This is a genomic window from Mesorhizobium waitakense (assembly GCF_056431085.1).
Window position 1 is genome coordinate 1 of sequence record NZ_JBWKME010000185.1, and the last position, 23,295, is coordinate 23,295.

Below are 23,295 nucleotides of genomic sequence, written 5' to 3' on the forward strand. Positions count from 1 at the left end.
GGTGGTCTTGGCCTCGACCAGGCGGCGCGCGATGGTCTTGCGCATATTGTCATGCGGGACGAGTTCGTAGGAGCCTTGCTCGAACAGTTTCAGCACCTGCTCGTCCGACATCGCCTTCACCGGCGCGGAGGCAGCAGCCGGAGCCGCCGGTGCCCCTGCGGGCGCTGCCTTGGCAGCAGGCTTGGCGCCGCCACCGGCAATCGCCGCATCGACGTCGGCTTTCACCACCCGACCATGCGGGCCGCTGCCGGTCACGGCAGACACATCGACACCGCCTTCCCTGGCGATGCGGCGCGCGAGCGGCGACGCAAAGGTGCGCTCGCCAGCGGCATGGCCGTTGGCGGCCGGAGCCGCTACTGCCTTGGATGCGGCCGCAGGCTCGGCCTTTGGCGCCTCAGCCCTTGGTGCTTCCGCCTTAGGTGCCTCCGTTTTCGGGGCTTCCGCTTTCGCTGGCGCAGCAGCGCCACCGCTGTTCGCGGCGGCGCCGGCGTCCTCGCCTTCGGCAGCGAGCACGGCGATCAGCGCATTGACCTTGACGCCCTCGGTGCCGGCCGGAACGACCAGCTTCGCAACCGTGCCCTCGTCGACAGCCTCGACTTCCATCGTTGCCTTGTCGGTCTCGATCTCAGCAATGACATCGCCGGGCGAAACCTTGTCGCCCTCCTTGACCAGCCACTTTGACAGATTGCCCTCTTCCATCGTGGGCGACAGGGCCGGCATGGTGATGTTGATTGGCATTTTGTCCTCCCGCCCGGTTCAGCGATACGTGACGGCTTTAACCGCCTCGATGACCTCGCCGACATTCGGCAATGCCAGCTTTTCGAGGTTCGCCGCATACGGCATCGGCACGTCTTTGCCGGCAATGGTGATGACCGGGGCATCAAGGAAATCGAAGGCTCGCTGCGACACCTGGTTGGCGATGTGATCGCCGACCGAGCTCTGCGGATATCCCTCTTCCACGACGATCAGCCGGTTGGTCTTCTTGACCGAGGCGACGACCGTGTCGAGGTCGAGCGGGCGGATGGTCCTGAGGTCGATGATCTCGGCGTCGATGCCCATGCCGCGCAACTCGGCTTCAGCCTTGACCGCATAGGTCATGCCGATGCCGAAAGAGACGATGGTGACGTCCTTGCCGGTCTTGTGGATGCGCGCCTTGCCGATCGGCAGCACGAAATCATCCAGCTTCGGCACGTCGAAGGAATGACCGTAGAGGATTTCGTTCTCGAGGAAGATAACCGGGTTGGGATCGCGGATCGCCGCCTTGAGCAGGCCCTTAGCGTCGGCGGCGGTGTAGGGCATCACGACCTTGAGGCCCGGGATGTGGCTATACCAGGCGGCGTAACACTGTGAATGCTGGGCGGCGACGCGAGCGGCGGCGCCGTTCGGTCCACGGAACACGATCGGCGCACCCATCTGGCCGCCCGACATATAAAGCGTCTTGGCAGCCGAGTTGATGATCTGGTCGATCGCCTGCATGGCGAAGTTGAAGGTCATGAACTCGACGATCGGTTTCAAGCCGGCCATTGCCGCGCCGACGCCGACGCCGGCAAAGCCATGCTCGGTGATCGGCGTGTCGACGACGCGCCGCGACCCGAACTCCTGCAGCAGTCCCTGCGTGATCTTGTAGGCGCCCTGGTATTCGGCAACCTCCTCGCCCATGACGAAGACATCGCCGTCGCGGCGCATTTCCTCGGCCATCGCATCACGCAGCGCTTCACGCACCGTGGTCGAGACCATTTCCGTCCCGGCCGGAATATCCGGATCGGCGGCGATTTCCGTCTTCGGGGCTGCTGCGACCGGTGCTGAGGCCTCGCTTTTGGCTGCCGCCGGCGCAGGCGCCGCTGTTTCAGCCTTCGGGGGCTCTTCGCCGATGCCTTCGCCGGCCTTGTCGACATCTTCGCCGTCAACCGCGAGTACGGCGATCACTGCATTGACCTTGACGCCTTCGGTGCCGGCAGGAACCACGATCTTGGCAAGCGTGCCTTCATCGACGGCTTCGACTTCCATCGTCGCCTTGTCGGTTTCGATCTCGGCGATGACGTCACCGGCGACGACCTTGTCGCCCTCGTTCTTCAACCACTTGGAAAGATTGCCCTCTTCCATGGTCGGCGAGAGAGCGGGCATGAGAATTTCGATCGGCATGTCCTTGCCCTCCCGTTACAATACGATATCGGTCCAGAGCTCGGACGGATCCGGCTCCGCGTCGTTCTGGGCAAATTCGGCGGCGTCCGCGACGACGTCGCGAACCTCCTTGTCGACGGTCTTCAGTTCGTCCTCGGTCGCCCACTTCTTTTCGATCAGCCGCGCCTTGACCTGCTCGATCGGGTCATGCTCGGAGCGCATCTTCTGCACTTCTTCCTTGGAACGGTACTTCGCCGGGTCGGACATCGAGTGGCCGCGATAGCGATAGGTCTGCATTTCGAGGATCAGCGGGCCGTTGCCGGCGCGGCACCATTCGGTGGCCAGATCGCCCGCAGCCTTGACGGCGCGGACATCCATGCCGTCGACCTGCAGCCCGGGAATCTTGAACGAGGCGCCGCGATGGGAAAAGTCCGTCTCCGCCGACGAGCGCGAGACCGAGGTGCCCATGGCATAGCGATTGTTCTCGATGATGTAGATAACCGGCAGCTTCCACAGCGAGGCCATGTTGAAGCTTTCATAGACCTGGCCCTGGTTGGCCGCACCATCGCCGAAATAGGTCAGCGATACATTGTTGTTGTCGCGGTAGCGATTGGCGAAGGCGAGACCAGTGCCGAGCGACACCTGCGCGCCGACGATGCCGTGGCCGCCGTAAAAATGCTTCTCCTTGGAGAACATGTGCATGGAGCCGCCCTTGCCCCGTGACAGGCCGCCACGACGCCCGGTCAGCTCAGCCATGACGCCGCGCGGTGAAAGCTCCATGGCCAGCATGTGGCCGTGGTCGCGATAGGCGGTGATCATCTGGTCGCCCTGGATCAGCGCCATCTTCATGCCGGTGACGACAGCCTCCTGGCCGATATAGAGATGGCAGAAGCCACCGATGAAGCCCATGCCGTAAAGCTGGCCGGCCTTTTCCTCGAAACGACGGATGAGCAGCATATGCCGGTAGGCGGCAAGCTCTTCATCCTTGGTGAATTCTGCAGGCTTGGGGGCCGAAAGCCCCATTTTGCCGTCGGATTTGGATTTGGCAGGCGCTTTTCTGGCTGCGGTGGCCATGCATCACTCCCTGTTGGCGTCTCTTTGCGGACATTAGGGCTGGATCAAATCCGCCCTGGGGAGATCAGCTCCTCCCCACCGATTTTGGAGAGGCTAACACGCGCTAGAGCGTTATGCCATGCCGAAATTGCATAGCTCACATGCGTCTAAGCGATTAAAATCATTGAAAATATTGGTTATTAACTGAAAACTGGTTACTTCGCCGAGACCGGCAACATGATGGTGATTTCGTCAGCCTGGGACAGATTGAGCGCCTTGCGCGCCTGCTCGTCGAGCATGTCCTTCTCGATCGACCCATCATGCATGAGCCGAACGCGCCGTTCGAGCTCCATCCGGCGTGCCTTGATCGCGTCGAGCTGACCTTGCAGCGCAACCGTCTGGGCTTCCAGCTGATATTTCGAGTTGATGCCGAATTCGCCGTGGTAGGCATGAAAGCCGAAATAGGCGAGGAACGCCACGCAGAGCGAGGGAATGATCAGCCGGCCGGTGTTTCTCTGCTTGTGCTGACGCGTCCACATATCCAAGTCCTCGCGGCCGCAAACTCCTGCGGCTCCCCATCTTTTTCGCCTGATTGTGCTTAACGGACAGTTACGGATGACCGGCTGCGCGAGACCGAAATGAAAAAGGGCGGGAATGCTCCCGCCCTTTCATCGACATCCCAGGCCTGGTGTTTCCGGATCAGCCCTTGACCACCGACTTGCTGGCGTAGCTCGCCTGCTTGCCGAGCTCTTCCTCGATGCGGATCAGCTGGTTGTACTTGGCCATGCGGTCCGAGCGCGACAGCGAGCCGGTCTTGATCTGTCCGCAATTGGTGGCAACGGCGAGATCGGCGATGGTCGAATCCTCGGTTTCGCCCGAGCGGTGCGACATGACGGCGGTGTAGCCGGCCTTGTGCGCAGTCTCGACGGCGTCGAGCGTTTCCGTCAGCGAGCCGATCTGGTTGACCTTGACCAGGATCGAATTGGCAACGCCCATGCGGATGCCATCACGAAGCCGGGCCGTATTGGTGACGAACAGATCGTCGCCGACCAGCTGGGTCTTCTTGCCGATCAGGTCGGTCAGATACTTCCAACCTTCCCAGTCGTCCTCGGCAAGGCCGTCCTCGATCGAGATGATCGGATAGTCAGCGGCAAGCTTGGCCAGGTATTTGGCCTGGGCCTTGGGATCGCGGGTCTTCTTCTCGCCCTCATAGACGTAGTTGCCGTCCTTGAAGAATTCGGTCGCCGCGCAGTCGAGGCCGAGCGCGATCTCTTCGCCGGGCTTGAAGCCGGCCTTCTCGATCGATTCCATGATGAAGTCGAGCGCCACCGGCGCGCTCTTCAGGTTCGGGGCAAAGCCGCCCTCGTCGCCGACATTGGTGTTGTGGCCGGCATCCTTCAGTTTCTTCCTCAGCGTGTGAAAGATTTCCGAACCCCAGCGAACGCCTTCGCGCAGCGTCGGCGCGCCGATCGGCAGGATCATGAACTCCTGGAAGTCGATCGGGTTGTCGGCATGGGCGCCGCCATTGATGATGTTCATCATCGGCACCGGCAGGACATGCGCCTTGGTACCGCCGACATAACGGTAGAGCGGCAGGCCAGCGGCATCGGCCGCGGCCTTGGCCACGGCCAGCGAGACGCCGAGGATGGCGTTGGCGCCGAGCCGGCTCTTGTTGGGCGTACCGTCGAGCTCGATCATGGTCTGGTCGATATGGATCTGGTTTTCGGCTTCCATGCCGCCGATCGCCTCGAACAGCTCGCCGTTCACGGCTTCGACTGCCTTGAGCACGCCCTTGCCGAGATAGCGGGCGCCGCCGTCGCGCAGTTCGACGGCCTCGTGGGCGCCGGTCGAGGCGCCCGACGGCACCGCAGCGCGGCCCATCGAGCCATCTTCGAGAACGACATCGACCTCGACGGTCGGATTTCCACGGCTGTCCAGGATTTCACGCCCGACAATGTCGATGATGGCGGTCATTGCGATGTCCTCGATTGATCTGAAGAAGGGGTCGCGCACGTCTTAGCCAAAGTGCCGCAAAAGGCAATCGGCCCGCTCGCAATTATTGCCGTGGCGTCAGCCCAAAGCGCGTCGCGCCTGAACGGATTCAGGCGCCGCATGCCGTTCTCCCAAAACCGGGGGCTACTTTGTGGCGACATGCATCAGACGATTCACGAAGCGCAAATCGCTGTCATCATAAGTCATGTGCGGCGGATGTACTTCCGGCTATGGTGCGGGTGCGCGGGGCGAAACAGGAGGAGTTTCGCCATGTCCCAGTTGAGTGGTATCGTGAGTCTGTTCCTGATCGCGGCGGCGTTTCTGACGTCGTGCGACAATCAGCAATCGCCACCCAAGGCAGCAGGGCCGCTATCGGGCTTGCATGCCAGCGAATAGGCGCTGAATCGAATCCAAAAGGCCCCGTCTGAAACGGGGCCTTTTGTTTCCCAGGCGTCAATGCCAGTAAGGCGTGACCTTGTAATAATCATAGGACGCGTCGCGCGCCGTCTCGCCATCGGCGCCGGCCAGTTCATTGATCGAATAAGCGGGTGCTGCCTTCAGCTGTTCCTTGGAGAACGGAACGACATAGCCACCCTTGTCCTCGTCATAGTCGAGGCTGGCCCACGGAATGGCGTGGTACTTCTCGCCGATGCCGAGAAAACCGCCGAAACCTATCACCGCGAACATGATGCCGTTCGAGGTCTTGTCGAGCATGATGTCCTCGATGCTGCCGATGCTCCTGCCCTCGGTGTTGTAGACGGACGTGCCGATGACGCGCGAAGCGGCAATGGCTTCGGTGTGGCCTGTCTGGGTTGTCATGATGTGCTCCTCATTGTCGTTGATCTAAGCTTTGACAATGAGGGGCGCGGGCGAAAGTTCCCGACTTTTTCGGCGGCAGCCGGTTACTCCGCGAGGATGAAGGTGACCTTCATGTTGACGCGATAGGCAGCGATCTTGCCGTCCTCGACGACGATCTTCTGGTCCTGGATCCAGGCGCCTTCGACGTTCTTCAAGGTCTTTGCGGCACGCGCAATCCCCTTCTCGATGGCGTCCTGAAAGCTCTTCTTCGACGATGAGGTGATTTCGGTGACGCGGGCGACAGACATGGCTTCCTCCTGCCAAAACGCTCATTTGCGAGGCGAGCGTACAGCCGGCTTATGTCTTCCACAAGCGCCGGGGTCATGGGGCCATTGTCAGTAACCGACGCTGGAACGCCCGTGGGACGTTTCAGTGACCCTTGGCGATACGATCGAATGCCATCAATCTTTCCAGCAGTGCCGGCATATCCTTCAGCGGCACCATGTTCGGACCATCGGAAGAGGTCGAATTGTCAGGATCCTGGTGGGTCTCGATGAACACGCCGGCCACACCAACGGCGACAGCCGCCCGGGCCAGCGTCTCGACAAAGCGACGCTCGCCACCCGAGGAGCCGCCCTGTCCACCCGGCTGCTGAACCGAATGCGTGGCGTCGAAGATCACCGGCGCGCCGATCTCGGCCATGATTGGCAGAGCGCGCATGTCGGACACCAGCGTGTTGTAGCCGAACGACGCGCCGCGTTCCGTGGTCAAGACATTGGCGTTGCCGGAACCGGTGATCTTGGCAACCACGTTCTTCATGTCCCAGGGAGCCAGGAACTGCCCCTTCTTCACGTTGATCACCTTGCCGGTCCTGGCGGCGGCGACCAGCATGTCGGTCTGGCGCGACAGGAAGGCCGGAATCTGCAGGACATCGACATGCGGCGCGACGATCGCGCACTGTTCCTCGGTGTGGACATCGGTCAGCACCGGCAGCGAAAATTCCTTGCGCAGTTCATCGAAGACGGGAAGTGCCGCTTCCATGCCCGCACCGCGCGTCGCCGACAGCGAGGTGCGGTTGGCCTTGTCGTAGCTGGTCTTGTAGACAAGGCCTATTCCAAGCTTGCCGGTCAGTTCCTTCAGCGCGCCGGCCATGTCGAAGGCATGCTGGCGCGATTCAAACTGGCAAGGACCAGCGATCAGCGACAAGGCCGCGTTGTTGTCGAAGACGACATTGCCGACGGTTACCGACGAATTGGGCGCCAGGGGCTTGCTCATTGGATCTCCCGGAAGATGAAAGCCGCGCCCTGTCCGGATGCCGGCTGCACGACAATATCATTGCCCGCTATATCGTGTTTGACGGAGTTGGCTGCAAGCAGCCTCGAGGTGATATCGGCGCTGGGAACCGAAAAGACCACTGCGGCGAAGCGTAGGTCCGTCGGCGCGCCGGCCGGCAAGCCAAAGCGTGCGATGAAAGACGCAGGGTCAAGCACACTCAAGGTTGCGTTCGGCAAGTGAAACGCGACGCCTGGCCCACCGGCGTTCGGATCGTCCACCGCCAAGGAAATCAGCCGGTGCTGGTCGGCAGGCCGGTCGCTAACCGCCACGATCTCGACAATTCCCGTGACGCCGTTGGCGTGCGCCTGCAAGGCCGTCCGATCCACTTTCGGCGCGTTGACCCGTTCGCAAGCAAACAGGAAAGCATCCGTAGCCTTGCTGCTCGATGCGAAAGCGAGCTTGAACGATGCAATGTCGCTTTTACCCGCCGTGTCGGTGAACGCGCGCGAAAAGCTCAGCATGTCTCCCGCGGAGATGCCGGCTTCGACATAGCGTGCCCGGTCGGCATCTGCGTTGCTGGTCCCCAGGACCACGGCGGAAAACCCCTCGTCACCGTGCCTGTTGCGATAGATACGGTCGCGCGCGACGAAAACATTGCCCTCGGCAATGGCCGCCGTCGTGGCCTGTTCGTCGCCGACCGCGAGCGGCTCGAGATAAGTGCCGTCGGCGAGGAAAACACAACAGTTTTCGGTCCCGAAGGGATGAATGCCGGTCGGGGCAACCACGAAGCCAAGCGCGGTGAGCCGGGCTCGTGCCACATCGAGGTTCTGTGTCGGCAGCACCAGATGATCGAGCGGATGAGTGCCGGCGGCTGTTGTTCGGTTCATGCAGGCGCGATGTGCATCATTCCGCAAACCTGTTCAAGTCTCAATCAGGCACCGGCCACGACATCGGCGGAATAACGCAGCTCGCGCAATGGTTTGACCTTGCTGGTCGTCTGCCCATAGAGTGGGTGCGCCTTGTAGGCGGCCAACGCCGCGTCATCAGCGAACTCTGCATAGACGACCACATCGATCTCGTCCGACAGCGGGTCGACCTTTGTGTTGATGGTCACCTCGAAGAGGCTGGAATGGGGAATGTTGCCGAGCGCCTGCAGGCCGGTGCGAACGGCCTCCACATCCTCTTTACGCCGCGCGCTGAAGAAAACGATATGCCGGATCAACGCCGCCTCCTCGATCGAAAGCGCGTCGGGCGACGCGCTTCACGTCTTTGTCTTTATGCATCTCGTTGCCCAAGACCGGGGCCACTTTTGGACGACATGCATTAAGTGCCGGGGTCTTTTGTGACGACAGGACGGCCGCGTCAATCGACAAGGATGTCGCGGCAGCGCCTCATGCGGATGGGCGCTAGGTTTTGCCGGTGATGGACCGCACGACGTGCGTGACACCCCTTACCGCCGTGTCGAGATACCGGCCCTGATTGTAGAGGCCGTCCCAGATCAGGAAAAAGGTGACGGCAGCAATGACGATCACATAACGCATGGCTAAAACTATCGCACAAGCACGGTTGCAACCATAGGCGTTTTAGGCCTGTTCGGCCTTTGCTGTGTAAAAGCCAGATCCACGACGGCGAGTGCCCTCCACTTGGCACAGCCCGGGTTGCGGCCTGCCTCTTGATGTTCCCCCTCATGACGTGGAAGATTGTCGCAGGGATTCACTGGGTAGCGCTGAAGCTCTGGCCAAAGGGCACGCGCTTTCGTTCGAGCCCGCCTGTCACCGAAACCGGTCAACTGCCGGGATCAGGCAATGGCGTTCGAACCCGGCGAATGAACCGCGAGAACCGAGGTTCGGCAATTTGCGCCGACACCACGGAAGCGCAGGGGCGTGAGATGACAAACAAGGAACATCATGGTCTGGCGTTGAGCGACGCGGTCAGGCTGGATGAATTCAATTTCGCCGAGATCGTCAAGGGCTTGCCGGCGAAGGCGCGCATGGTGCTGTCGGCGGCGATGAACCTGCCGCGCGGATCGCTGAAGGTCAGGATGCCGGACGGACGCGCCGTGCTGGTCGGTGGCAAGGGACCGGGCCCAGACGCCGAACTGGTGCTCAAGAACTGGCGCTTGCCCGGCCGTGCCTTTTCCGGCGGCACGATCGGCCTTGCCGAATCCTACATGGACGGCGATTGGGAAAGCCCTGACGTCACCAGCTTCCTGGAGCTGTTCGTGGTCAATTCGGCCATCGGCGAACGCGTTGCTGGCGGCGCCAGCTGGCTCATCAACACCGTCCAGCGCATCAGGCACTGGTTCAACGAGAACACACGCACCGGCTCGAAGCGCAATATTACGGCGCATTACGATCTCGGCAACGCCTTCTACAAGGAATGGCTCGATCCGAGCATGACCTATTCCTCGGCACTCTATGCCACCGGTGCCAACGACCTCGAAAGCGCCCAGGCCGCCAAATATCGCGCACTGGCCAAGGATACGGGGATCGGACCGAAGGATCACGTGCTGGAGATCGGCTGCGGCTGGGGCGGCTTCGCCGAATTCGCGGCTCGCGAGATCGGCTGCCGTGTGACCGGGCTGACGATCAGCCGCGAGCAGCACGACTTCGCCAAGGCGCGCCTCGCCAAGGCCGGGCTTGCCGACAAGGTCGACATCAAGCTGCAGGATTATCGCGACGAAACCGGCACCTATGACCGTATCGCCTCGATCGAAATGTTCGAGGCGGTCGGCGAGAAGTACTGGCCGGTGTTCTTCGGCAAGATGAAGGCCTGCCTGAAGCCTGGCGGCACCGCGGGCCTGCAGATCATCACAATCAACGAAGCCGCCTACGACACCTATCGCGCAAGGCCGGATTTCATCCAGCGCTATGTTTTCCCGGGTGGCATGCTGCCGACGCCGTCGATCCTGAAGGCACTCGGCAACGATCATGGGCTTGCCCATCTGCGCGAGCGCGTGTTTCCGGACGACTACGCGCGCACGCTCGCCGAATGGCGCCAGCGGTTCCGGGCGTCATGGGAAAAGATCGTCCCGCTCGGCTTCGACGACCGCTTCAAGAAGCTCTGGGAATTCTACCTGCATTATTGCGAGGCCGGCTTCCGTGCCAGCTACATCGACGTGCGCCAGGTGGTCTACAAGGCATAGGTCCACGCTGCCGTGGCGGCGCGGACTCGAGTCTGTATGGCGCCAATCAGAGAAGGATTCGGTATTTCGCAAATCCCGCTTCGCCCTCTCCTACCGGCTCGATCTTCAGCGACTTCACCTTGGCAATGAAATCCTTGGCCCTGGCGCCGGTTTCGAACACGACGCTGGTTCCAGGCAGCGGCGCGAATGACCAGTTGTCATCCGCCGACGGGTTGATCGTGCCCTGGCTGACGATATAGCGAACGATGACGTCGCGATTGGTGTCCGGCGCCTCGTAGATGATCTTCGAGGCATTGATGTCCGGGAAATTGCCGCCGCCGCCGGCACGGTAGTTGTTAGTCGCAACGACGAATTTCTGCTTGGAATCAATCGGTTTGCCAGCAAACATCAGGTCGACGATGCGGTTGGCGCCGGCATTCGCCAGTCCGCCCTTGGCATCGTATTTCGGCGGATGCGACAGGTCTATCTTGTAGGTGACGCCGTCGATGACGTCGAAGTTGTAGGACGGGAAGTCGGTGTTGATGAGGGCCTGGTCGGGCTTGCCTGGCTCGATCCGGTTGAAGATGCCGGCCGACATTTCCAGCCATTCCTTGACCTGCGCGCCGGTGATTTCGACGGCCCGCACGGTGTTCGGATAGAGGTAGAGGTCGGCGACGTTCTTGATGGCGATATCGCCAGCCGGCACGTCGGTATAGTAGTCGGCGCCGCTGCGTCCGCCGGCCTTGAAGGGTGCGGCGGCCGACAGCAGCGGCACGTCCTTCCATTGCGTGTTCTTGAGAATATCCTTCAGGTACCAGGTCTGCGCCTGGCTGACGACCTGCACCGACGGGTCGTCGGCGACCAGCGCGAAATAGGAATAGAGCGGCGCCGAGGTCTTGCCGACGGGACGGCGCACATAGGCCAGAGTTGCCTGGTGGTCCTGTTCGAGTGCCGCGATGATGCGCTTGTCATCGGGGACGATCGGCTTGGCCTTGTTGTCGACGCGTTCGAAGATCGGCCGCACCTCGGAGGTCGCGGAAACGACCTTCCATTTCGACCCGTCGCGCTCCAGCATCAGGTCGATCAGCCCCATATGCGAGCCCCAGAAGCCGCCCATCACGGCGGGCTTACCCTGCAGTGTGCCTTTTTGCGTGTCGACGCCGTCCAGCGACTGGAAATCCTTCTTGCCGGGAAAGACCAGATGCTGGTGGCCGGTGAATACAGCATCGATGCCGTCGACACCGGCGACAAAGAACGATGCGTTTTCCATCATGTCGCCCTGCTTCACGTCGATGCCGGAATGTGAGAGCGCAATCACGATGTCGGCGCCTTCCTCCTTCATCTGCGGCAGCCAGGCCTTGGCCGTCTCGACGATGTCGCGAGTCTTGACGTTGCCCTCCAGATTCTTGAGATCCCAGACCATGATCTGCGGCGGCACGAAGCCGATGATGCCGATCCTGATCGGCTGCTCGGCGCCTGACCCGTCCTTGATCTTCTTGTCGAGGATGACATAGGGCTTGAGATAAAGCTTGTCGTCGCGCGGGTTCGCGGCAAGCTCGATGCCACGGATCAAATTGGCGCAGACGAAGGGGAAATTGGCGCCAGCCAGCACCTTGTCCATGAACGACAGGCCGTAGTTGAACTCGTGGTTGCCCAGCGTCGAGCATTCGTAGCCGAGCAGGTTCATGGCCTTCATGATCGGATGCAGGTCGCCATCCTTCATGCCCCTCTCATAGGCGATGTAGTCGCCCATCGGATTGCCCTGCAGCAGGTCGCCATTGTCGATGAGCATCGAATTGACGGCTTCCTTGCGCACTGCGTCGATCAGGGAAGCCGTGCGCGACAGGCCCATCGTGTCGTTCGCTTTGTCGGCGTAGTAATCGTAAGGCAGCACGTTCACATGGATGTCGGTGGTTTCCATGATCCGAAGATGGGCCTGGTTGGCCTGGGCGCGGGCGGAGAACGGATGCAGCATGATGATCGCTCCTGCGGCGGCGGCACCGCCAAGGAGATCGCGGCGGGAGACGGGATGGAGCAGTCGAGACATGTTTTCTCCTTCGACGACGTGACAAGCCTACCCCGAAGCGAACTTCGCGCTGAAACCCATCCGAGTCCATTCAAGAAGTCGAGCGCATAACGCCGCCACTCGATCAGCAACAGATGACGTGCGGATGAACGGTCTGGGGTCAGCCCTTGTCGTCGTCGCCCTGGGTGATCAGCCGCGCGCTGCGCTGGCCCGTCGCGTAGATCCATAGCCAACTCAGTGAAACCGCAAGCCGGTTGCGAAAGCCGATCAGGAAATAGATGTGGGCTATGCCCCACAGCCACCATGCCGCCCAGCCGGTCAGCTTGATCCAGCCGAAATCGATCACGGCGGCGCGCTTGCCGATCGTGGCGAGGTCGCCGTCATGCCGGTAGCCGAACGGCCGCGGGCTGGCGTCGCCGGCAAGCCGCGCCTTCACCGTGGCGGCGACGTGCCGGCCCTGCTGCTTGGCGGCCGGCGCCACACCGGGAACGGGCCGCCCGTCCGGCCGCAGGACATGCGCGGCATCGCCGACGACGAAAATCTCCGGGCTGCCCGGCACGCTCAAGTCAGGCTCGACGAGTACCCTGCCCGCCCGGTCCGCCGCCGCGCCTAGCCATTCGGCGGCAGGCGAGGCGGCGACGCCCGCTGCCCACAGGATAGTGCCTGCTGCCAGGTGCTTGTCGCTGAAGACCACGCCCTCTGCGTCGCACCGCGTAACCGCCCTGCCGAGTTCGATGGTCACGCCGAGCCGCTCGAGCGCCTTCATCGCGTAGTCGGAAAGTTTCGGTGCGAAATTGGCCAGAATTCGGTCGCCGGCCTCGATCAGCACGACACGCGTTTGCCGTGTATCGATGTTGCGGAATTCACCGCGCAGCGTGTCATGCGCCAATTCGACGATGGTGCCGGCAAGCTCGACGCCGGTCGGCCCGCCACCGACGATCGCAATGGTCAGCAGCGCCTGGCGCTTGGCGGGATCGGTCTCCCGCTCGGCCTGCTCGAAGGCCAGCAGAATGCGCCGCCGAACCGTGGTGGCATCCTCCAGCGTCTTCAGGCCGGGCGCGAAAGGTTCCCATTCGTCGTGGCCGAAATAGGCATGGCGCGCGCCGGTGGCGAGCAACAGCGTGTCGTAGGCGACAGCACTGCCATCCTCGAGCAGCACGCGTTTGCCGGCGCGATCGACGCCGACGACATTGGCAAGCAGCGTCGTCACATCCTTGCGCTTGCGCAGGAGGTGGCGGACCGGCCATGCAATTTCGGACGTCGCCAGCGCCGTGGTCGCCACCTGGTAGAGCAGCGGCTGGAAGAGGTGATGATTACGCTTGTCGATCATGGTGATGCGGACCGGCGCACCGGCAAGCGCTCGGGTGAATTCGAGACCGCCAAAACCCGCGCCGACAACAACGACATGATGGCTGGCCTGGTTCATCTCATTCACCGCTAACGGGCAAGATTGCCTAGGCTAGATGTAGGTACTTTTGTGCATCGCAGCAACGCGGGGTGGTGCCTGAGACTCGTCGTCCTATGTCGTGAACGCACATGTCGTATCGTGTTACGAGGTATAGCGTGATCAAATACGCGATGAGGTAAAGCATGGCTAACGATCATGACGACCAAGGTCCGGCGCAATATGCCTCTCCTCCCTGCTTCATGCATGAACTCGATCCCGCGTTTCAGACACCACTAACCGACTGGACCGACGTCCGGCGCTGGCGCAAGGCCGAGCGCGAACGCCTGATCGCCGCGCGTCTCGCCGTTTCGGCCGACGCGCGAACGGTGATGTCGCAGCGCATTGCGCAAGGTCTCGACGCAATCGTCAGCGAGATCGCCGGCCGCATGGTCAGTCTCTACTGGCCGTTTCGCGGCGAGCCAGACCTGCGCCCATGGATGGCGTCCGTCAATGCGCGCGGCGGCCGCACCGCCCTGCCCGTCGTCATCGAGAAAGGTCAGCCGCTGATCTTTCGCCCCTACGCGCCGGGCGACCGGCTGGAAAAAGGTGTTTGGAATATCCCGATCCCGGCCGAGGGCGATCCAGTGCTGCCGGACATCGTCATTGCGCCAATCGTCGGTATCGATCCTGGAGACTATCGCCTGGGCTATGGCGGCGGGTTCTTCGATCGCACGCTGGCGGCGATGCCGTTCAAGCCGCTGGTGATCGGCGTCGGCTACGAACTGCAGCGCATCGCCACCATCTACGCGCAGCCGCACGACATCCCGATGGATCGGATCGTCACGGAGGCCTAAGAGCCTGTTTGGAGAATGAGACCGGCTGGATTTCTGTTTCGCGCGAAGCAGCGCAAATGCCATGTGACAAAAATCCGACTTGGTCGATAAATAGTCTGATCCTTAAGGGAACCATGCCGCGGCGTTTCGACATGCGCTCCGGGCGGATCCAACAGTGTCCGGTAGCTCCTAGGATTGGCTGCGTCACAACGGATGATAAGATGGTCGGACGAACCATAGCGGCTGCCCTTGCAATTGCGTTTTCCTTTTCGCCTTCGCAGGCGCAACCACGGCATCGTTTACCGAGCGGCTATAAATGGGGCCGCTGCCTGCTTACTGTTGACGGTCAGACTCGCATATCCGGAAGATGCTCCTATCAAATCGAGAAGGGCGGCGATTTTAATATCCAGGGGCCTCGGCAAGTTTTTGCAGGTATCGACTATCCTGATACGCATAGTGGGGCCGGTGAAATGTCCAAAGATTACTGGGCAGTTGTATACAAGGACGGTGATCGTTGGGAAGGCTATAGCAACTCGGACGTTTCCGAAACTCACGGTGACGAACGCTGGGAAGACCTTCGCCGCGAAGGCGCATGCTATGTTGGGAAGGACGTCCGGGTATGCCTTTGGCGTTAAGCCATTTCCGGCTTCATGCCCATCGCCGTGCGGTCGACGATCTCACGCAAGGCGAATGACGAGTTGATCTTGGTCACATGCGGCATCGCCGACAGCCATTCCTTGTGGATGCGCTCATAGTCGACCAGATCCTTGGCCGCGATGCGCAGGATGTAATCATATTCGCCTGACATCAGATGGCAGGACAGGACGTTGGGGCAGCGCTTGATCGCCGCCTCGAAATCCGACAGCGTCTTCTCGAACTGTCCCGACAGGGAAATATGCACGATCGCCGTCATCTGGTGGCCGAGTGCGGCATTGGACAGCCGGGCATGGTAGCCGCGGATGGTTCCGGATTTCTCTAGATTGTCGAGCCGGCGCGAACAGGCTGACTGCGACAGGCCAACCTTTTCGGCCAGTGCAGCATTCGGTATCCTGCCATCCTTCTGCAAAGTCTCGAGTATGGCGATATCAATCCTGTCGAGCGGCATTTTTCGTGAATCCTGCGAATATCCCACTGTTTCGCGCAACGATTATCGAAACCGGGCTCTTCGCGCAAGCGCATTCGCAAACACCTGCGCAGCGATTCGTGGTTCACTCCACCTATACAGGGAACGAGCCCAAAAGGGCCGGATCAGGAGAAGAACATGCGCGTCGGCTGCCCCAAGGAAATCAAGAACCACGAATATCGCGTCGGCCTCACGCCCGGCTCGGTCCGCGAATATGTCGCCCACGGCCATGAAGTGCTGGTCGAGACCGGCGCCGGCGCCGGCATCGGCGCTGATGACAATGCCTATCGCGCCGCTGGTGCGACAATCGCCAAGACGGCTGCCGATGTGTTCGCCAAGTCGGACATGATCGTCAAGGTCAAGGAGCCGCAACCCAACGAATGGGCGCAGCTTCGCGAAGGCCAGATTCTCTATACCTATCTTCACCTGGCTCCGGATCCGGAGCAGACCAAGGGCCTGCTCGCTTCCGGCGTGACAGCAATAGCCTACGAGACCGTGACCGACGACCGTGGTGGCCTGCCGCTGTTGGCGCCGATGTCGGAAGTCGCCGGACGACTGTCGATCCAGGCTGGTGCCACGGCGCTGCAGAAGGCCAATGGCGGCCGTGGCGTGCTGCTCGGCGGCGTGCCCGGCGTGCTGCCCGGCAAGGTCACCGTGCTCGGTGGCGGCGTCGTCGGCCTGCATGCTGCCAGGATGGCGGCGGGTCTTGGCGCCGACGTCACCATCATCGACCGCTCGATCCCGCGCCTGCGCCAGCTCGACGACCTCTTTGCCGGCCGGGTGCACACGCGTTACTCGACCGTCGAGGCGCTCGAGGAAGAGTGCTTCTCGGCCGACATCGTCGTCGGCGCCGTGCTGATCCCCGGCGCCGCGGCGCCGAAGCTCGTCACGCGGGAAATGCTGTCCGGCATGAAGAAAGGTTCCGTGCTGGTCGACGTCGCTATCGACCAGGGTGGCTGCTTCGAGACCTCGCACGCCACCACCCATGCCGAGCCAACCTACGAGGTTGACGGTGTCATCCATTACTGCGTCGCCAACATGCCCGGCGCGGTACCGGTGACGTCGGCCCACGCGCTCAACAACGCGACGCTTCATTATGGCCTGCAGCTTGCCGACAAGGGCCTGAAGGCGCTGGTCGATGACCACCATCTGCGCAATGGCCTCAATGTCCACAAGGGTAAGATCACCAACCGCGCGGTCGCCGAGGCGCTCGGCTACGAACTGGTTGAGCCGAAAGCCGTTCTCGCGGCCTGATTCTACTTCAGAATTCCTCCGTCAGCCCGCCGGTTCATGCCGGCGGGTTTTTTCTTGACGCGAAGGTTTTCTTGAGCGCGAGGCTGGGCAACAAAAAAGCGGAGCCAAAGCCCCGCTTCCTCGATATCGAGATTTTGCCGCCGGTTCATCCGCGGTCGGCAAATCGATCGACAATGGCTTTCTAGCGCGATTGTGCGACGGGAGTACGACAAGCCCTCGCCCAGCGCTCCAATGCCTCAGACGCGCTCGATGCGGCACTGGTAGCAATTGTTGCGCGCCGAGCGGACATGGACGTAGGCGATATCGTCGTGCTCGAAGAGGGCCTCGGCTCGCGCTGTAATTGCTGCGGTCGGAATGACACCGCCGCTGCCGTAGACGATACGATTATCCCTGCCGTAGCCGCGCACGATGTAGTCAGGACTTTCGAGAATCTCGGGTAGCACCTCGCTCTCGGCGGCACGGTCGCATTCTTCGGCATGCAGGAAGATCGGCCCGGTTTCGGCATAGGGCTGGAGCTCCGGGAATGGCCGATAGGCCAGAACGAGGTAAGCGTCGCCAGCGGCGATGTTCTTCAGACAATGCCGGCAAGGCATGCCGTCGCCGTCGGAAATCTTTCGTTCTGCCGTTTGGCCGTAGGCATCTGAGCCGCCGTGCTGCAATGCCCTGACATCCTGGGTCGGCAGCGCTTTGAACTGAATGGTCATGGTAGGATCTCCGGTGTTGTCGACCGGAAATTATGCCCTCAAGCTCGCGCTTCCCACCCGATTCCTGCGCGGTGGCGGATGCTTCGGATTTTTAGCTGATGTCACGGCCGCATGACGCTGGCCGAGCGTTCTCCGAAGGGCAGCGGATGCACGATTTCCTTCTTTTGCGCCACCGGCGCAAAGCCGAGCTTTTGGTAGAGCGGCAAAGCCGCCGGATGATCGAGCGTGCAGGTCTGCACCGTCACCCGCTTCGGTCCGTATGACCACGCCGCTGCGATCGCCGCCCCCAGGAACCAGCGGCCGATGCCTTGCCCGGTCGCATGTTCCATCATGCCGAAATAGGCGAGCTCGACTTCTTCCGGCAAATGCGGCTTGAGGTCGAAGAAGCCGGCCGGCGCACCGTCGAGGTAGAGCACCCTAATGTCGCGGTCCTCGCGGTGGATGCCGGCCGAAAGCTCCTCGTCATCCAGCCTCAGCACATTGACCCAGTGCCATTTGCGTCCCACCCGATCCATCAAATAGCGGTAGAAATGGAGGGGAATGTCCTTGGTCTTCAGCAGCGCGACCTGACGGTTGTAAGGCACCGGCGGCGAATAGGCCGGCGGCACGTGCATTTCGAGGAACGTGACCGTAACATCGATGTCTTCCAGCGCGCCGTTTTCCATCGTCTTCATTCCTTGCCGGTCACGACGGGCGTGTCGGAGAGCCCACCCCACTCCGTCCAGGAACCGTCGTAAAGTTTGTTGTCGGTGTGGCCAAGCGTTTCCAGCGCCAGCGTCGCCACCGCGGCTGTAATGCCGGAACCACACGAGGTGACGACGGGTTTCGACAGATCGATGCCGGCCGCCTCGATCACCTTGCGCAAGCGGTCCTTCGACAAGAGCTCGCCATTTTCCGACAGCGCCGAGTAGGGCAGATTGCGCGCGCCAGGCATGTGGCCGGAACGGATACCGGCGCGGGGTTCGGGCTCCGTGCCGGCAAAGCGGCCCGGTCCACGGGCGTCGGCGATCTGGCTTTCCCCGGTATCGACGATCCGGCGCATGTCGGCGAGGCTGGCGACGCGACCGGCGTCGAAATCAGCATGAAACACACTTGGCGCGATCCTGGTCGGTTCGGCCGTCACCGGTCGGCCGGCCGCTTTCCAGCTATCGAAGCCGCCGTCCAGAATATAGGTCTGGAAGACGCCCATCACCCGGAACATCCACCACGCCCGAGGCGCCGAGAAAAAGCCCGGACCATCATAGATGACGATGGTGTCGTCGGCCGAAACGCCCATCGATCCGACATATTGGGCAAAATGCTGCGGTGACGGCAGCGTATGCGGCAGCGGCGAATCCGGGTCCGAAACCGCGTCCTGGTCCAGAAACCGTGCGCCCGGAATGTGGGCCGCGCCGTATTCGCCGCGCGCATCGCGCTTTTGCGCCGGCAGATACCAGGATGCGTCGATGATCGTCAGGCCCGGCTCGCCGAGGCGCTGCTGCAGCCAATCCGCGTCGACGGTGAAAGGACTGTCCTCGGCCATTTTCTCTCCTGCTCGCCGTTTGGCGGTGATTGTCCGATTAAAGTGCGTCGCGTTGAAGTGGATTCAAGCGACGCGCTTTAAGTCTTTGTTCTTATGCATGTCGTTTACCCAACATCGAGGCCACTTTCTTGGGCGACATGCATCAGGTCGCCGGCATTGGGCCGAAGCGGATGCGGAAGCGTCTGTTTTCACGGCCCTTCTTCTCGATCTTGCCGATATGGATTTCGCCGACCTCACCAGTGCTTTTGACATGGGTGCCGCCGCAGGGCTGGCTATCGACCGAAGCGTTATCACCGATGCAGACCAGGCGGATCTTGCCGGTGCCAACCGGCGGCCGGACGTTCTTGGATTTCACCAGGCCCGGGTTAGCGGCCAGCTCCTCGTCGCTGATCAGCCTGGTGAAGATCGGGTGATCGGCCCGCACCAGATCCATCAGGCTCGCCGTTACGTCTTCCCTGGTGAAGCTGGCGTCGGGAATATCGAAATCGACGCGGCTGTCATCCTCGGAAACGGACGCACCGGTGATCGGGAACGGGCAGACCACAGTGAGCAGGTGGCAGGCCGCGTGCATGCGCATCAAAAGATGCCGGCGCTCCCAGTCGATCGCCAGGCTCAAGCGTTCACCGACCTCTGGAACCCTCTGCTGAACCGCCGGGACATGGATGATCTCGTCCTTGGTCTCGCCCGTAATGGTGGCGGCGATGGCGATGCGGCTGCCGTCGGCGCGCTCCAGATGACCGATATCGCCCGGCTGGCCGCCCGATGTGGCGTAGAAGATCGTCCTGTCGAAAATGATGCCGCCGCGGTCGTTGACGGCAATGATTGTGGCGTCCGCTGTCCGCAGATAGGCGTCGTCGCGAAACAGCGCTTCGGTCCTGTGCGCCATCACGCGACCTTTTCGAACGGCACAGAAATCGTGCTCCGCTGCTCCATCCAGCCCGGTATCGGCAGGTTCTTCTCGCGCAGGAATTCCGGGTTGAACAGCTTCGATTGATAGCGCGTGCCATAGTCGCAAAGAACGGTCACGATGGTGTGGCCGGGACCCAGTTCGCGCGCCAGCCGGATCGCGCCGGCTATGTTGATGCCGGTCGAGCCGCCGACGCAAAGGCCTTCTTCCTGGATCAGGTCGAAGACGATCGGCAGCGCATCCTCGTCCGGGATCTGGAACGAAAAATCCGGCGTGAAGCCATCGAGATTGGCGGTGATGCGCCCCTGCCCGATGCCTTCGGTGATCGAGCTGCCTTCGGACTTCAACTCACCGCTGGTGTAGAAACTGTAGAGCGCGGCCCCCAGCGGATCGGCCAGCGCGACCTTGACGTCCTGGCGCCTGGCCCTCAATCCGAAGGCGACGCCGGCCAGCGTTCCGCCCGAACCGACCGCCGAGACAAAACCGTCGACCTTGCCGCCGGTCTGGTTCCAGATTTCCTCCGCCGTGGTGCGGATATGGCCGTCACGGTTGGCGACATTGTCGAACTGGTTGGCCCAGATGGCGCCGTTCGGCTCAGTCCGCGCCATCTGCTCGGCCAGCCGCCCGGACAATTTCACGTAATTGTTGGGGTTCTTGTAAGGCACCGCGGGCACCTCGATCAGCTCGGCGCCGAGCAGTCTGATGGTGTCCTTCTTTTCCTGGCTTTGCGTGTCTGGAATGACGATGACCGTGCGGTATCCCAGCGCCTTGGCGACCAGCGTCAGCCCGATACCGGTGTTGCCGGCCGTTCCCTCGACGATCACACCGCCGGGCCTCAGCAGCCCGCGCTGCTCGGCGTCGCGGATGATGAACAGGCCGGCGCGATCCTTGACCGACTGGCCTGGATTCATGAACTCGGCCTTGCCCAGGATCTCGCAGCCGGTTTGTTCAGACGCTTTGTTGAGGCGGATCAGAGGCGTGTTGCCGATCGCGTCGATCACAGAACGGGGCATTCAGGATTCCTTGTGCAGCTGTGCCGAAACCGTAGAAACCCGAAGCTTCGGTTTCAAGGCAAGAATTTGTCTGGACCAGTCGCATTTGCGGCATTGTTATCGCGGCCGACGCTTCTCAATATCGCCTTCATGCGCCACAGTTCATTTCCTCACTGTGATGAAAGCACTCTTTTCATTCGATTTCTTCATCGCTAGAGCAAGGTACGAGCAAGTCGACAGGGCGCAGCATGACACTCTATCGGGCCAATCCGAAGCACGGCGTCGCCTGGATCACGGGCGGCAGCAGCGGCATTGGCCGTTCGCTGGCCAGGGATCTTGCGGCCCAGGGCTATACCGTCGCGGTGACGGCGCTCGACGACGATCCGATCGACACGCTTGTCGTCGAGACCGCGCAGATGCCGGGCAGTGTCACGGCCTTTCCCTGTGATGTCACCGACGAGCCGCGCATGGCAAGGACGGTCGCCACGATCGAGAAGGAACTCGGGCCTATCGTGCTCGCCGTCTTCAATGCCGGGAACTACATTTCGACGCCGGGTGAAAATCTTGTCGTCAACGACTTTCGCCGGTCCTTCGATGTCAACTATTTCGGCATCATCAACGGCCTGGTGCCGGTCATCCAGCGCATGCGTGTGCGGGCGCGCGGCCACGTCGTGCTGGTCGGCTCGGTCACCGCCTATTTCGGCTGGCCGACCACGGCCGCCTATGGCGGCACCAAGGCGGCGATCAACATCCTGGCCGAGTCGCTGAGATACGACTTCGACAAGATGAATGTGCGTGTCCAGGTGATCAACCCGGGCTTCATCGACACCGCTCTTACAGAGAAGAACATGCTGCCGATGCCGGGGCTGATGCCAGTTAGCCGCGCGACGCGCCGCATGGCGCGGGGCATCAAATCCGGCGGCTTCGAAGTCACCTTCCCGCGCCGGCTGAGCTGGCCCCTGAAAGTGCTCAGCCTGCTGCCGAGGCCGTTGTGCAGAGGGGTGATCGGCCTCATGACCAACTGGAAGGCGCGGCCGCTGCACTACGACCACAAGCCCCAAAGCGAATAGAACGCCATCGAGATTGGCAGGCTCCCTCTCCGGGGCATGGCGTTGCCTGATGGTGACCGCCGCCATAGGTTGAGAAATTGTTCTTTGGAGTCTGCGATGGGGCGACGGATCGTGCTTGCTGTGCTTGGCCTTGTCGTTGTCCTCGCACTGGCTTTCGTGCTTGGCCCGCGCGTACCCGTCGACACCACGATCCGTTTCGATCCCTCGGTCATCGGCGACGATCCGCAGGCCTATGTGGCGAAGAGAGAGGCCGCCATACCCGGAATCCGTGACGGGCTGGAGAAAGAGATCGTCTGGGCCAATCCGATGGTGCATGCCAGGACGCCGCTGTCGATTGTCTATATCCACGGCTTTTCCGCATCGAAGGGCGAGGTCCGCCCGCTGTCGGACGAGGTGGCCGACCAGCTCGACGCCAATCTGTTCTACACCCGCCTTACCGGTCACGGGCAGGACGGCGCGGCGATGACGCAAGGCAGCGTCAATGCCTGGATCAACGACTATGAGGAGGCACTCGCCATCGGCAGGGCGATCGGGGACAAGGTGATCGTCATCTCGACCTCGACAGGCGGCTCGCTGGCGACATGGGCGGCAACGCAGCCGGGCGCATCGGACGGGGTGGCGGCGATCGCGTTCATTTCGGCGTCAGGGCGTCCGGCGCCGAACTGCTGACCATGCCCTGGGGCAAGCAGATTGCCGAGCTTGTCGGCGGCAAGGAACGCAGCTTTCCGACCCGCAACGCCCTGCACGAGAAATTCTGGACGCACAAATATCCGATGGCCGCGACACTGCCGATGGCGGCGCTGACGGAGCTCGCCTACGCCGCCCCAGTGGAAAAGGCGACCATCCCTGCCCTGTTCATCTTTTCCGATTCCGACAGGGTGGTGCGCGAGGACCGCACCCGAGAAATCGCCGGGCGCTGGGGCGCGCCGCACGAACTGGTGCCGGTCGACGACACTGGCGATCCCGACCACCACGTCATCGCCGGCGACGCGCTGTCGCCTTCGACCACGGCCTATCTCGCGCAAAGGATCGCCGTCTGGGTCGAGGCGGTGGCCAAGTAGCCTCCTGACGAAAAAGAGCGACCGAAGCATCGCTGCGGCCGCCCTTTCCTTGT

24 protein-coding genes and 2 pseudogenes are annotated in these 23,295 nt (G+C 61.9%); 7 read left to right on the plus strand and 19 right to left on the minus strand.

The annotated features are described in order from the left end of the window. From AC07FD_RS33260 to eno, 5 genes are all read right to left on the minus strand, one after another. The coding region (locus AC07FD_RS33260) for a biotin/lipoyl-containing protein (protein ID WP_478353277.1) at positions 1 to 738 on the minus strand (738 nt) is incomplete at its 3' end. Between the two features lie 18 nt (positions 739 to 756). Beyond that, complete coding sequence (locus tag AC07FD_RS33265) at positions 757 to 2,142, minus strand: pyruvate dehydrogenase complex E1 component subunit beta (RefSeq protein ID WP_478353278.1); 1,386 nt, start codon at positions 2,140 to 2,142, stop codon at positions 757 to 759. A 15-nt stretch (positions 2,143 to 2,157) separates the two neighbouring features. After that, positions 2,158 to 3,195, minus strand: coding sequence for a pyruvate dehydrogenase (acetyl-transferring) E1 component subunit alpha (gene pdhA / locus AC07FD_RS33270; protein WP_477227108.1), 1,038 nt, complete (start codon positions 3,193 to 3,195; stop codon positions 2,158 to 2,160). 194 nt (positions 3,196 to 3,389) lie between these two features. Next, positions 3,390 to 3,713 carry an FtsB family cell division protein gene (locus tag AC07FD_RS33275; protein ID WP_478353279.1) on the minus strand — a complete coding sequence of 108 codons (324 nt, stop codon included), beginning with the start codon at positions 3,711 to 3,713 and terminating at the stop codon, positions 3,390 to 3,392. Positions 3,714 to 3,873: 160 nt separating this feature from the next. After that, a complete protein-coding gene (eno, locus tag AC07FD_RS33280) occupies positions 3,874 to 5,148 on the minus strand; it encodes a phosphopyruvate hydratase (RefSeq protein WP_478353280.1) in 1,275 nt (424 codons plus the stop codon). Positions 5,149 to 5,436: 288 nt separating this feature from the next. Here eno and AC07FD_RS33285 point away from each other — a divergent pair, with 288 nt between their 5' ends. Then, positions 5,437 to 5,562: a hypothetical protein gene (locus AC07FD_RS33285; RefSeq protein ID WP_478353281.1), complete on the plus strand. Its 126-nt coding sequence runs from the start codon at positions 5,437 to 5,439 to the stop codon at positions 5,560 to 5,562. A 57-nt stretch (positions 5,563 to 5,619) separates the two neighbouring features. On the opposite strand, the gene AC07FD_RS33290 is transcribed toward AC07FD_RS33285, so the two are convergent. From AC07FD_RS33290 to AC07FD_RS33315, 6 genes are all read right to left on the minus strand, one after another. Continuing rightward, entirely contained in the window at positions 5,620 to 5,985 is a 366-nt protein-coding gene (locus AC07FD_RS33290) for a PRC-barrel domain-containing protein (RefSeq protein ID WP_095091630.1), read from the minus strand. Between the two features lie 83 nt (positions 5,986 to 6,068). After that, positions 6,069 to 6,272, minus strand: a complete 204-nt coding sequence (locus tag AC07FD_RS33295) for a dodecin family protein (RefSeq protein WP_019858016.1) — start codon at positions 6,270 to 6,272, stop codon at positions 6,069 to 6,071. A 121-nt stretch (positions 6,273 to 6,393) separates the two neighbouring features. Continuing rightward, entirely contained in the window at positions 6,394 to 7,239 is an 846-nt protein-coding gene (kdsA, locus tag AC07FD_RS33300) for a 3-deoxy-8-phosphooctulonate synthase (protein WP_457153995.1), read from the minus strand. Next, complete coding sequence (locus AC07FD_RS33305; protein ID WP_478353282.1) at positions 7,236 to 8,126, minus strand: VOC family protein; 891 nt, start codon at positions 8,124 to 8,126, stop codon at positions 7,236 to 7,238. Before AC07FD_RS33305 ends, kdsA begins: the two co-directional genes overlap by 4 nt. Positions 8,127 to 8,170: 44 nt before the next feature. Next, positions 8,171 to 8,461 carry a Dabb family protein gene (locus AC07FD_RS33310; RefSeq protein WP_457153997.1) on the minus strand — a complete coding sequence of 97 codons (291 nt, stop codon included), beginning with the start codon at positions 8,459 to 8,461 and terminating at the stop codon, positions 8,171 to 8,173. A 184-nt stretch (positions 8,462 to 8,645) separates the two neighbouring features. Then, on the minus strand, positions 8,646 to 8,780 hold the full coding sequence (locus tag AC07FD_RS33315; RefSeq protein ID WP_478353283.1) for a hypothetical protein: 135 nt from the start codon (positions 8,778 to 8,780) through the stop codon (positions 8,646 to 8,648). A 59-nt stretch (positions 8,781 to 8,839) separates the two neighbouring features. On the opposite strand from AC07FD_RS33315, the pseudogene AC07FD_RS33320 reads away from it, so the two are divergent. Both AC07FD_RS33320 and AC07FD_RS33325 read left to right on the plus strand, forming a co-directional pair. Continuing rightward, a pseudogene (locus AC07FD_RS33320) lies at positions 8,840 to 8,995 on the plus strand (DUF1365 family protein); the annotation flags it as partial. Between the two features lie 132 nt (positions 8,996 to 9,127). Next, the gene (locus tag AC07FD_RS33325; protein ID WP_478353304.1) at positions 9,128 to 10,384 is read left to right on the plus strand and encodes a class I SAM-dependent methyltransferase; all 1,257 of its coding nucleotides are present in this window, start codon (positions 9,128 to 9,130) and stop codon (positions 10,382 to 10,384) included. A gap of 46 nt (positions 10,385 to 10,430) precedes the next feature. On the opposite strand, the gene AC07FD_RS33330 is transcribed toward AC07FD_RS33325, so the two are convergent. Both AC07FD_RS33330 and AC07FD_RS33335 read right to left on the minus strand, forming a co-directional pair. Continuing rightward, positions 10,431 to 12,410 (minus strand): bifunctional 2',3'-cyclic-nucleotide 2'-phosphodiesterase/3'-nucleotidase, encoded by a 1,980-nt coding sequence (locus AC07FD_RS33330; RefSeq protein WP_478353284.1) that lies wholly within the window; start codon positions 12,408 to 12,410, stop codon positions 10,431 to 10,433. 139 nt (positions 12,411 to 12,549) lie between these two features. Then, complete coding sequence (locus AC07FD_RS33335) at positions 12,550 to 13,815, minus strand: NAD(P)/FAD-dependent oxidoreductase (RefSeq protein ID WP_478353285.1); 1,266 nt, start codon at positions 13,813 to 13,815, stop codon at positions 12,550 to 12,552. A gap of 164 nt (positions 13,816 to 13,979) precedes the next feature. Here AC07FD_RS33335 and AC07FD_RS33340 point away from each other — a divergent pair, with 164 nt between their 5' ends. Further along, a complete protein-coding gene (locus AC07FD_RS33340) occupies positions 13,980 to 14,630 on the plus strand; it encodes a 5-formyltetrahydrofolate cyclo-ligase (protein ID WP_478353286.1) in 651 nt (216 codons plus the stop codon). A 610-nt stretch (positions 14,631 to 15,240) separates the two neighbouring features. Here the strand turns inward: AC07FD_RS33340 and AC07FD_RS33345 are convergent. Then, a complete protein-coding gene (locus AC07FD_RS33345) occupies positions 15,241 to 15,714 on the minus strand; it encodes an Lrp/AsnC family transcriptional regulator (protein ID WP_010909317.1) in 474 nt (157 codons plus the stop codon). Positions 15,715 to 15,870: 156 nt separating this feature from the next. Here AC07FD_RS33345 and ald point away from each other — a divergent pair, with 156 nt between their 5' ends. Further along, positions 15,871 to 16,986 (plus strand): alanine dehydrogenase, encoded by a 1,116-nt coding sequence (ald, locus tag AC07FD_RS33350; protein WP_478353287.1) that lies wholly within the window; start codon positions 15,871 to 15,873, stop codon positions 16,984 to 16,986. A gap of 236 nt (positions 16,987 to 17,222) precedes the next feature. Here ald and AC07FD_RS33355 read toward each other — a convergent pair whose 3' ends face one another. The 5 genes from AC07FD_RS33355 to AC07FD_RS33375 all read right to left on the minus strand — a co-directional run bounded on the left by AC07FD_RS33355 (position 17,223) and on the right by AC07FD_RS33375 (position 21,132). Next, positions 17,223 to 17,690, minus strand: a complete 468-nt coding sequence (locus AC07FD_RS33355) for a DUF1203 domain-containing protein (RefSeq protein WP_478353288.1) — start codon at positions 17,688 to 17,690, stop codon at positions 17,223 to 17,225. Positions 17,691 to 17,791: 101 nt separating this feature from the next. Further along, complete coding sequence (locus AC07FD_RS33360; RefSeq protein WP_095091816.1) at positions 17,792 to 18,355, minus strand: GNAT family N-acetyltransferase; 564 nt, start codon at positions 18,353 to 18,355, stop codon at positions 17,792 to 17,794. Positions 18,356 to 18,360: 5 nt separating this feature from the next. Next, entirely contained in the window at positions 18,361 to 19,212 is an 852-nt protein-coding gene (gene sseA / locus AC07FD_RS33365; protein ID WP_478353289.1) for a 3-mercaptopyruvate sulfurtransferase, read from the minus strand. Between the two features lie 142 nt (positions 19,213 to 19,354). Continuing rightward, a complete protein-coding gene (locus tag AC07FD_RS33370; protein WP_478353290.1) occupies positions 19,355 to 20,098 on the minus strand; it encodes an alanyl-tRNA editing protein in 744 nt (247 codons plus the stop codon). After that, positions 20,098 to 21,132: a cysteine synthase A gene (locus tag AC07FD_RS33375; RefSeq protein WP_478353291.1), complete on the minus strand. Its 1,035-nt coding sequence runs from the start codon at positions 21,130 to 21,132 to the stop codon at positions 20,098 to 20,100. Before AC07FD_RS33375 ends, AC07FD_RS33370 begins: the two co-directional genes overlap by 1 nt. Before the next feature lie 227 nt (positions 21,133 to 21,359). Between AC07FD_RS33375 and AC07FD_RS33380 the strand changes: the two genes are divergently transcribed. Both AC07FD_RS33380 and AC07FD_RS33385 read left to right on the plus strand, forming a co-directional pair. Next, positions 21,360 to 22,181 (plus strand): SDR family oxidoreductase, encoded by an 822-nt coding sequence (locus tag AC07FD_RS33380; RefSeq protein WP_478353292.1) that lies wholly within the window; start codon positions 21,360 to 21,362, stop codon positions 22,179 to 22,181. A gap of 96 nt (positions 22,182 to 22,277) precedes the next feature. Beyond that, a pseudogene (locus AC07FD_RS33385) lies at positions 22,278 to 23,242 on the plus strand (alpha/beta hydrolase). Positions 23,243 to 23,295 lie beyond the last annotated feature (53 nt).

Coding starts and splice junctions, on each gene's coding strand:
- sseA (WP_478353289.1), bottom strand. CDS start 19,212: ATGGCCGAGGACAGTCCTTTCACCGTCGACGCGGATTGGCTGCAGCAG.
- AC07FD_RS33285 (WP_478353281.1), top strand. CDS start 5,437: ATGTCCCAGTTGAGTGGTATCGTGAGTCTGTTCCTGATCGCGGCGGCG.
- eno (WP_478353280.1), bottom strand. CDS start 5,148: ATGACCGCCATCATCGACATTGTCGGGCGTGAAATCCTGGACAGCCGT.
- AC07FD_RS33380 (WP_478353292.1), top strand. CDS start 21,360: ATGACACTCTATCGGGCCAATCCGAAGCACGGCGTCGCCTGGATCACG.
- AC07FD_RS33335 (WP_478353285.1), bottom strand. CDS start 13,815: ATGAACCAGGCCAGCCATCATGTCGTTGTTGTCGGCGCGGGTTTTGGC.
- AC07FD_RS33375 (WP_478353291.1), bottom strand. CDS start 21,132: ATGCCCCGTTCTGTGATCGACGCGATCGGCAACACGCCTCTGATCCGC.
- AC07FD_RS33325 (WP_478353304.1), top strand. CDS start 9,128: ATGACAAACAAGGAACATCATGGTCTGGCGTTGAGCGACGCGGTCAGG.
- AC07FD_RS33345 (WP_010909317.1), bottom strand. CDS start 15,714: ATGCCGCTCGACAGGATTGATATCGCCATACTCGAGACTTTGCAGAAG.
- AC07FD_RS33305 (WP_478353282.1), bottom strand. CDS start 8,126: ATGAACCGAACAACAGCCGCCGGCACTCATCCGCTCGATCATCTGGTG.
- AC07FD_RS33330 (WP_478353284.1), bottom strand. CDS start 12,410: ATGTCTCGACTGCTCCATCCCGTCTCCCGCCGCGATCTCCTTGGCGGT.
- AC07FD_RS33370 (WP_478353290.1), bottom strand. CDS start 20,098: ATGGCGCACAGGACCGAAGCGCTGTTTCGCGACGACGCCTATCTGCGG.
- AC07FD_RS33275 (WP_478353279.1), bottom strand. CDS start 3,713: ATGTGGACGCGTCAGCACAAGCAGAGAAACACCGGCCGGCTGATCATT.
- AC07FD_RS33265 (WP_478353278.1), bottom strand. CDS start 2,142: ATGCCGATCGAAATTCTCATGCCCGCTCTCTCGCCGACCATGGAAGAG.
- ald (WP_478353287.1), top strand. CDS start 15,871: ATGCGCGTCGGCTGCCCCAAGGAAATCAAGAACCACGAATATCGCGTC.
- AC07FD_RS33315 (WP_478353283.1), bottom strand. CDS start 8,780: ATGCGTTATGTGATCGTCATTGCTGCCGTCACCTTTTTCCTGATCTGG.
- kdsA (WP_457153995.1), bottom strand. CDS start 7,239: ATGAGCAAGCCCCTGGCGCCCAATTCGTCGGTAACCGTCGGCAATGTC.
- AC07FD_RS33360 (WP_095091816.1), bottom strand. CDS start 18,355: ATGGAAAACGGCGCGCTGGAAGACATCGATGTTACGGTCACGTTCCTC.
- pdhA (WP_477227108.1), bottom strand. CDS start 3,195: ATGGCCACCGCAGCCAGAAAAGCGCCTGCCAAATCCAAATCCGACGGC.
- AC07FD_RS33340 (WP_478353286.1), top strand. CDS start 13,980: ATGGCTAACGATCATGACGACCAAGGTCCGGCGCAATATGCCTCTCCT.
- AC07FD_RS33290 (WP_095091630.1), bottom strand. CDS start 5,985: ATGACAACCCAGACAGGCCACACCGAAGCCATTGCCGCTTCGCGCGTC.
- AC07FD_RS33355 (WP_478353288.1), bottom strand. CDS start 17,690: ATGACCATTCAGTTCAAAGCGCTGCCGACCCAGGATGTCAGGGCATTG.
- AC07FD_RS33295 (WP_019858016.1), bottom strand. CDS start 6,272: ATGTCTGTCGCCCGCGTCACCGAAATCACCTCATCGTCGAAGAAGAGC.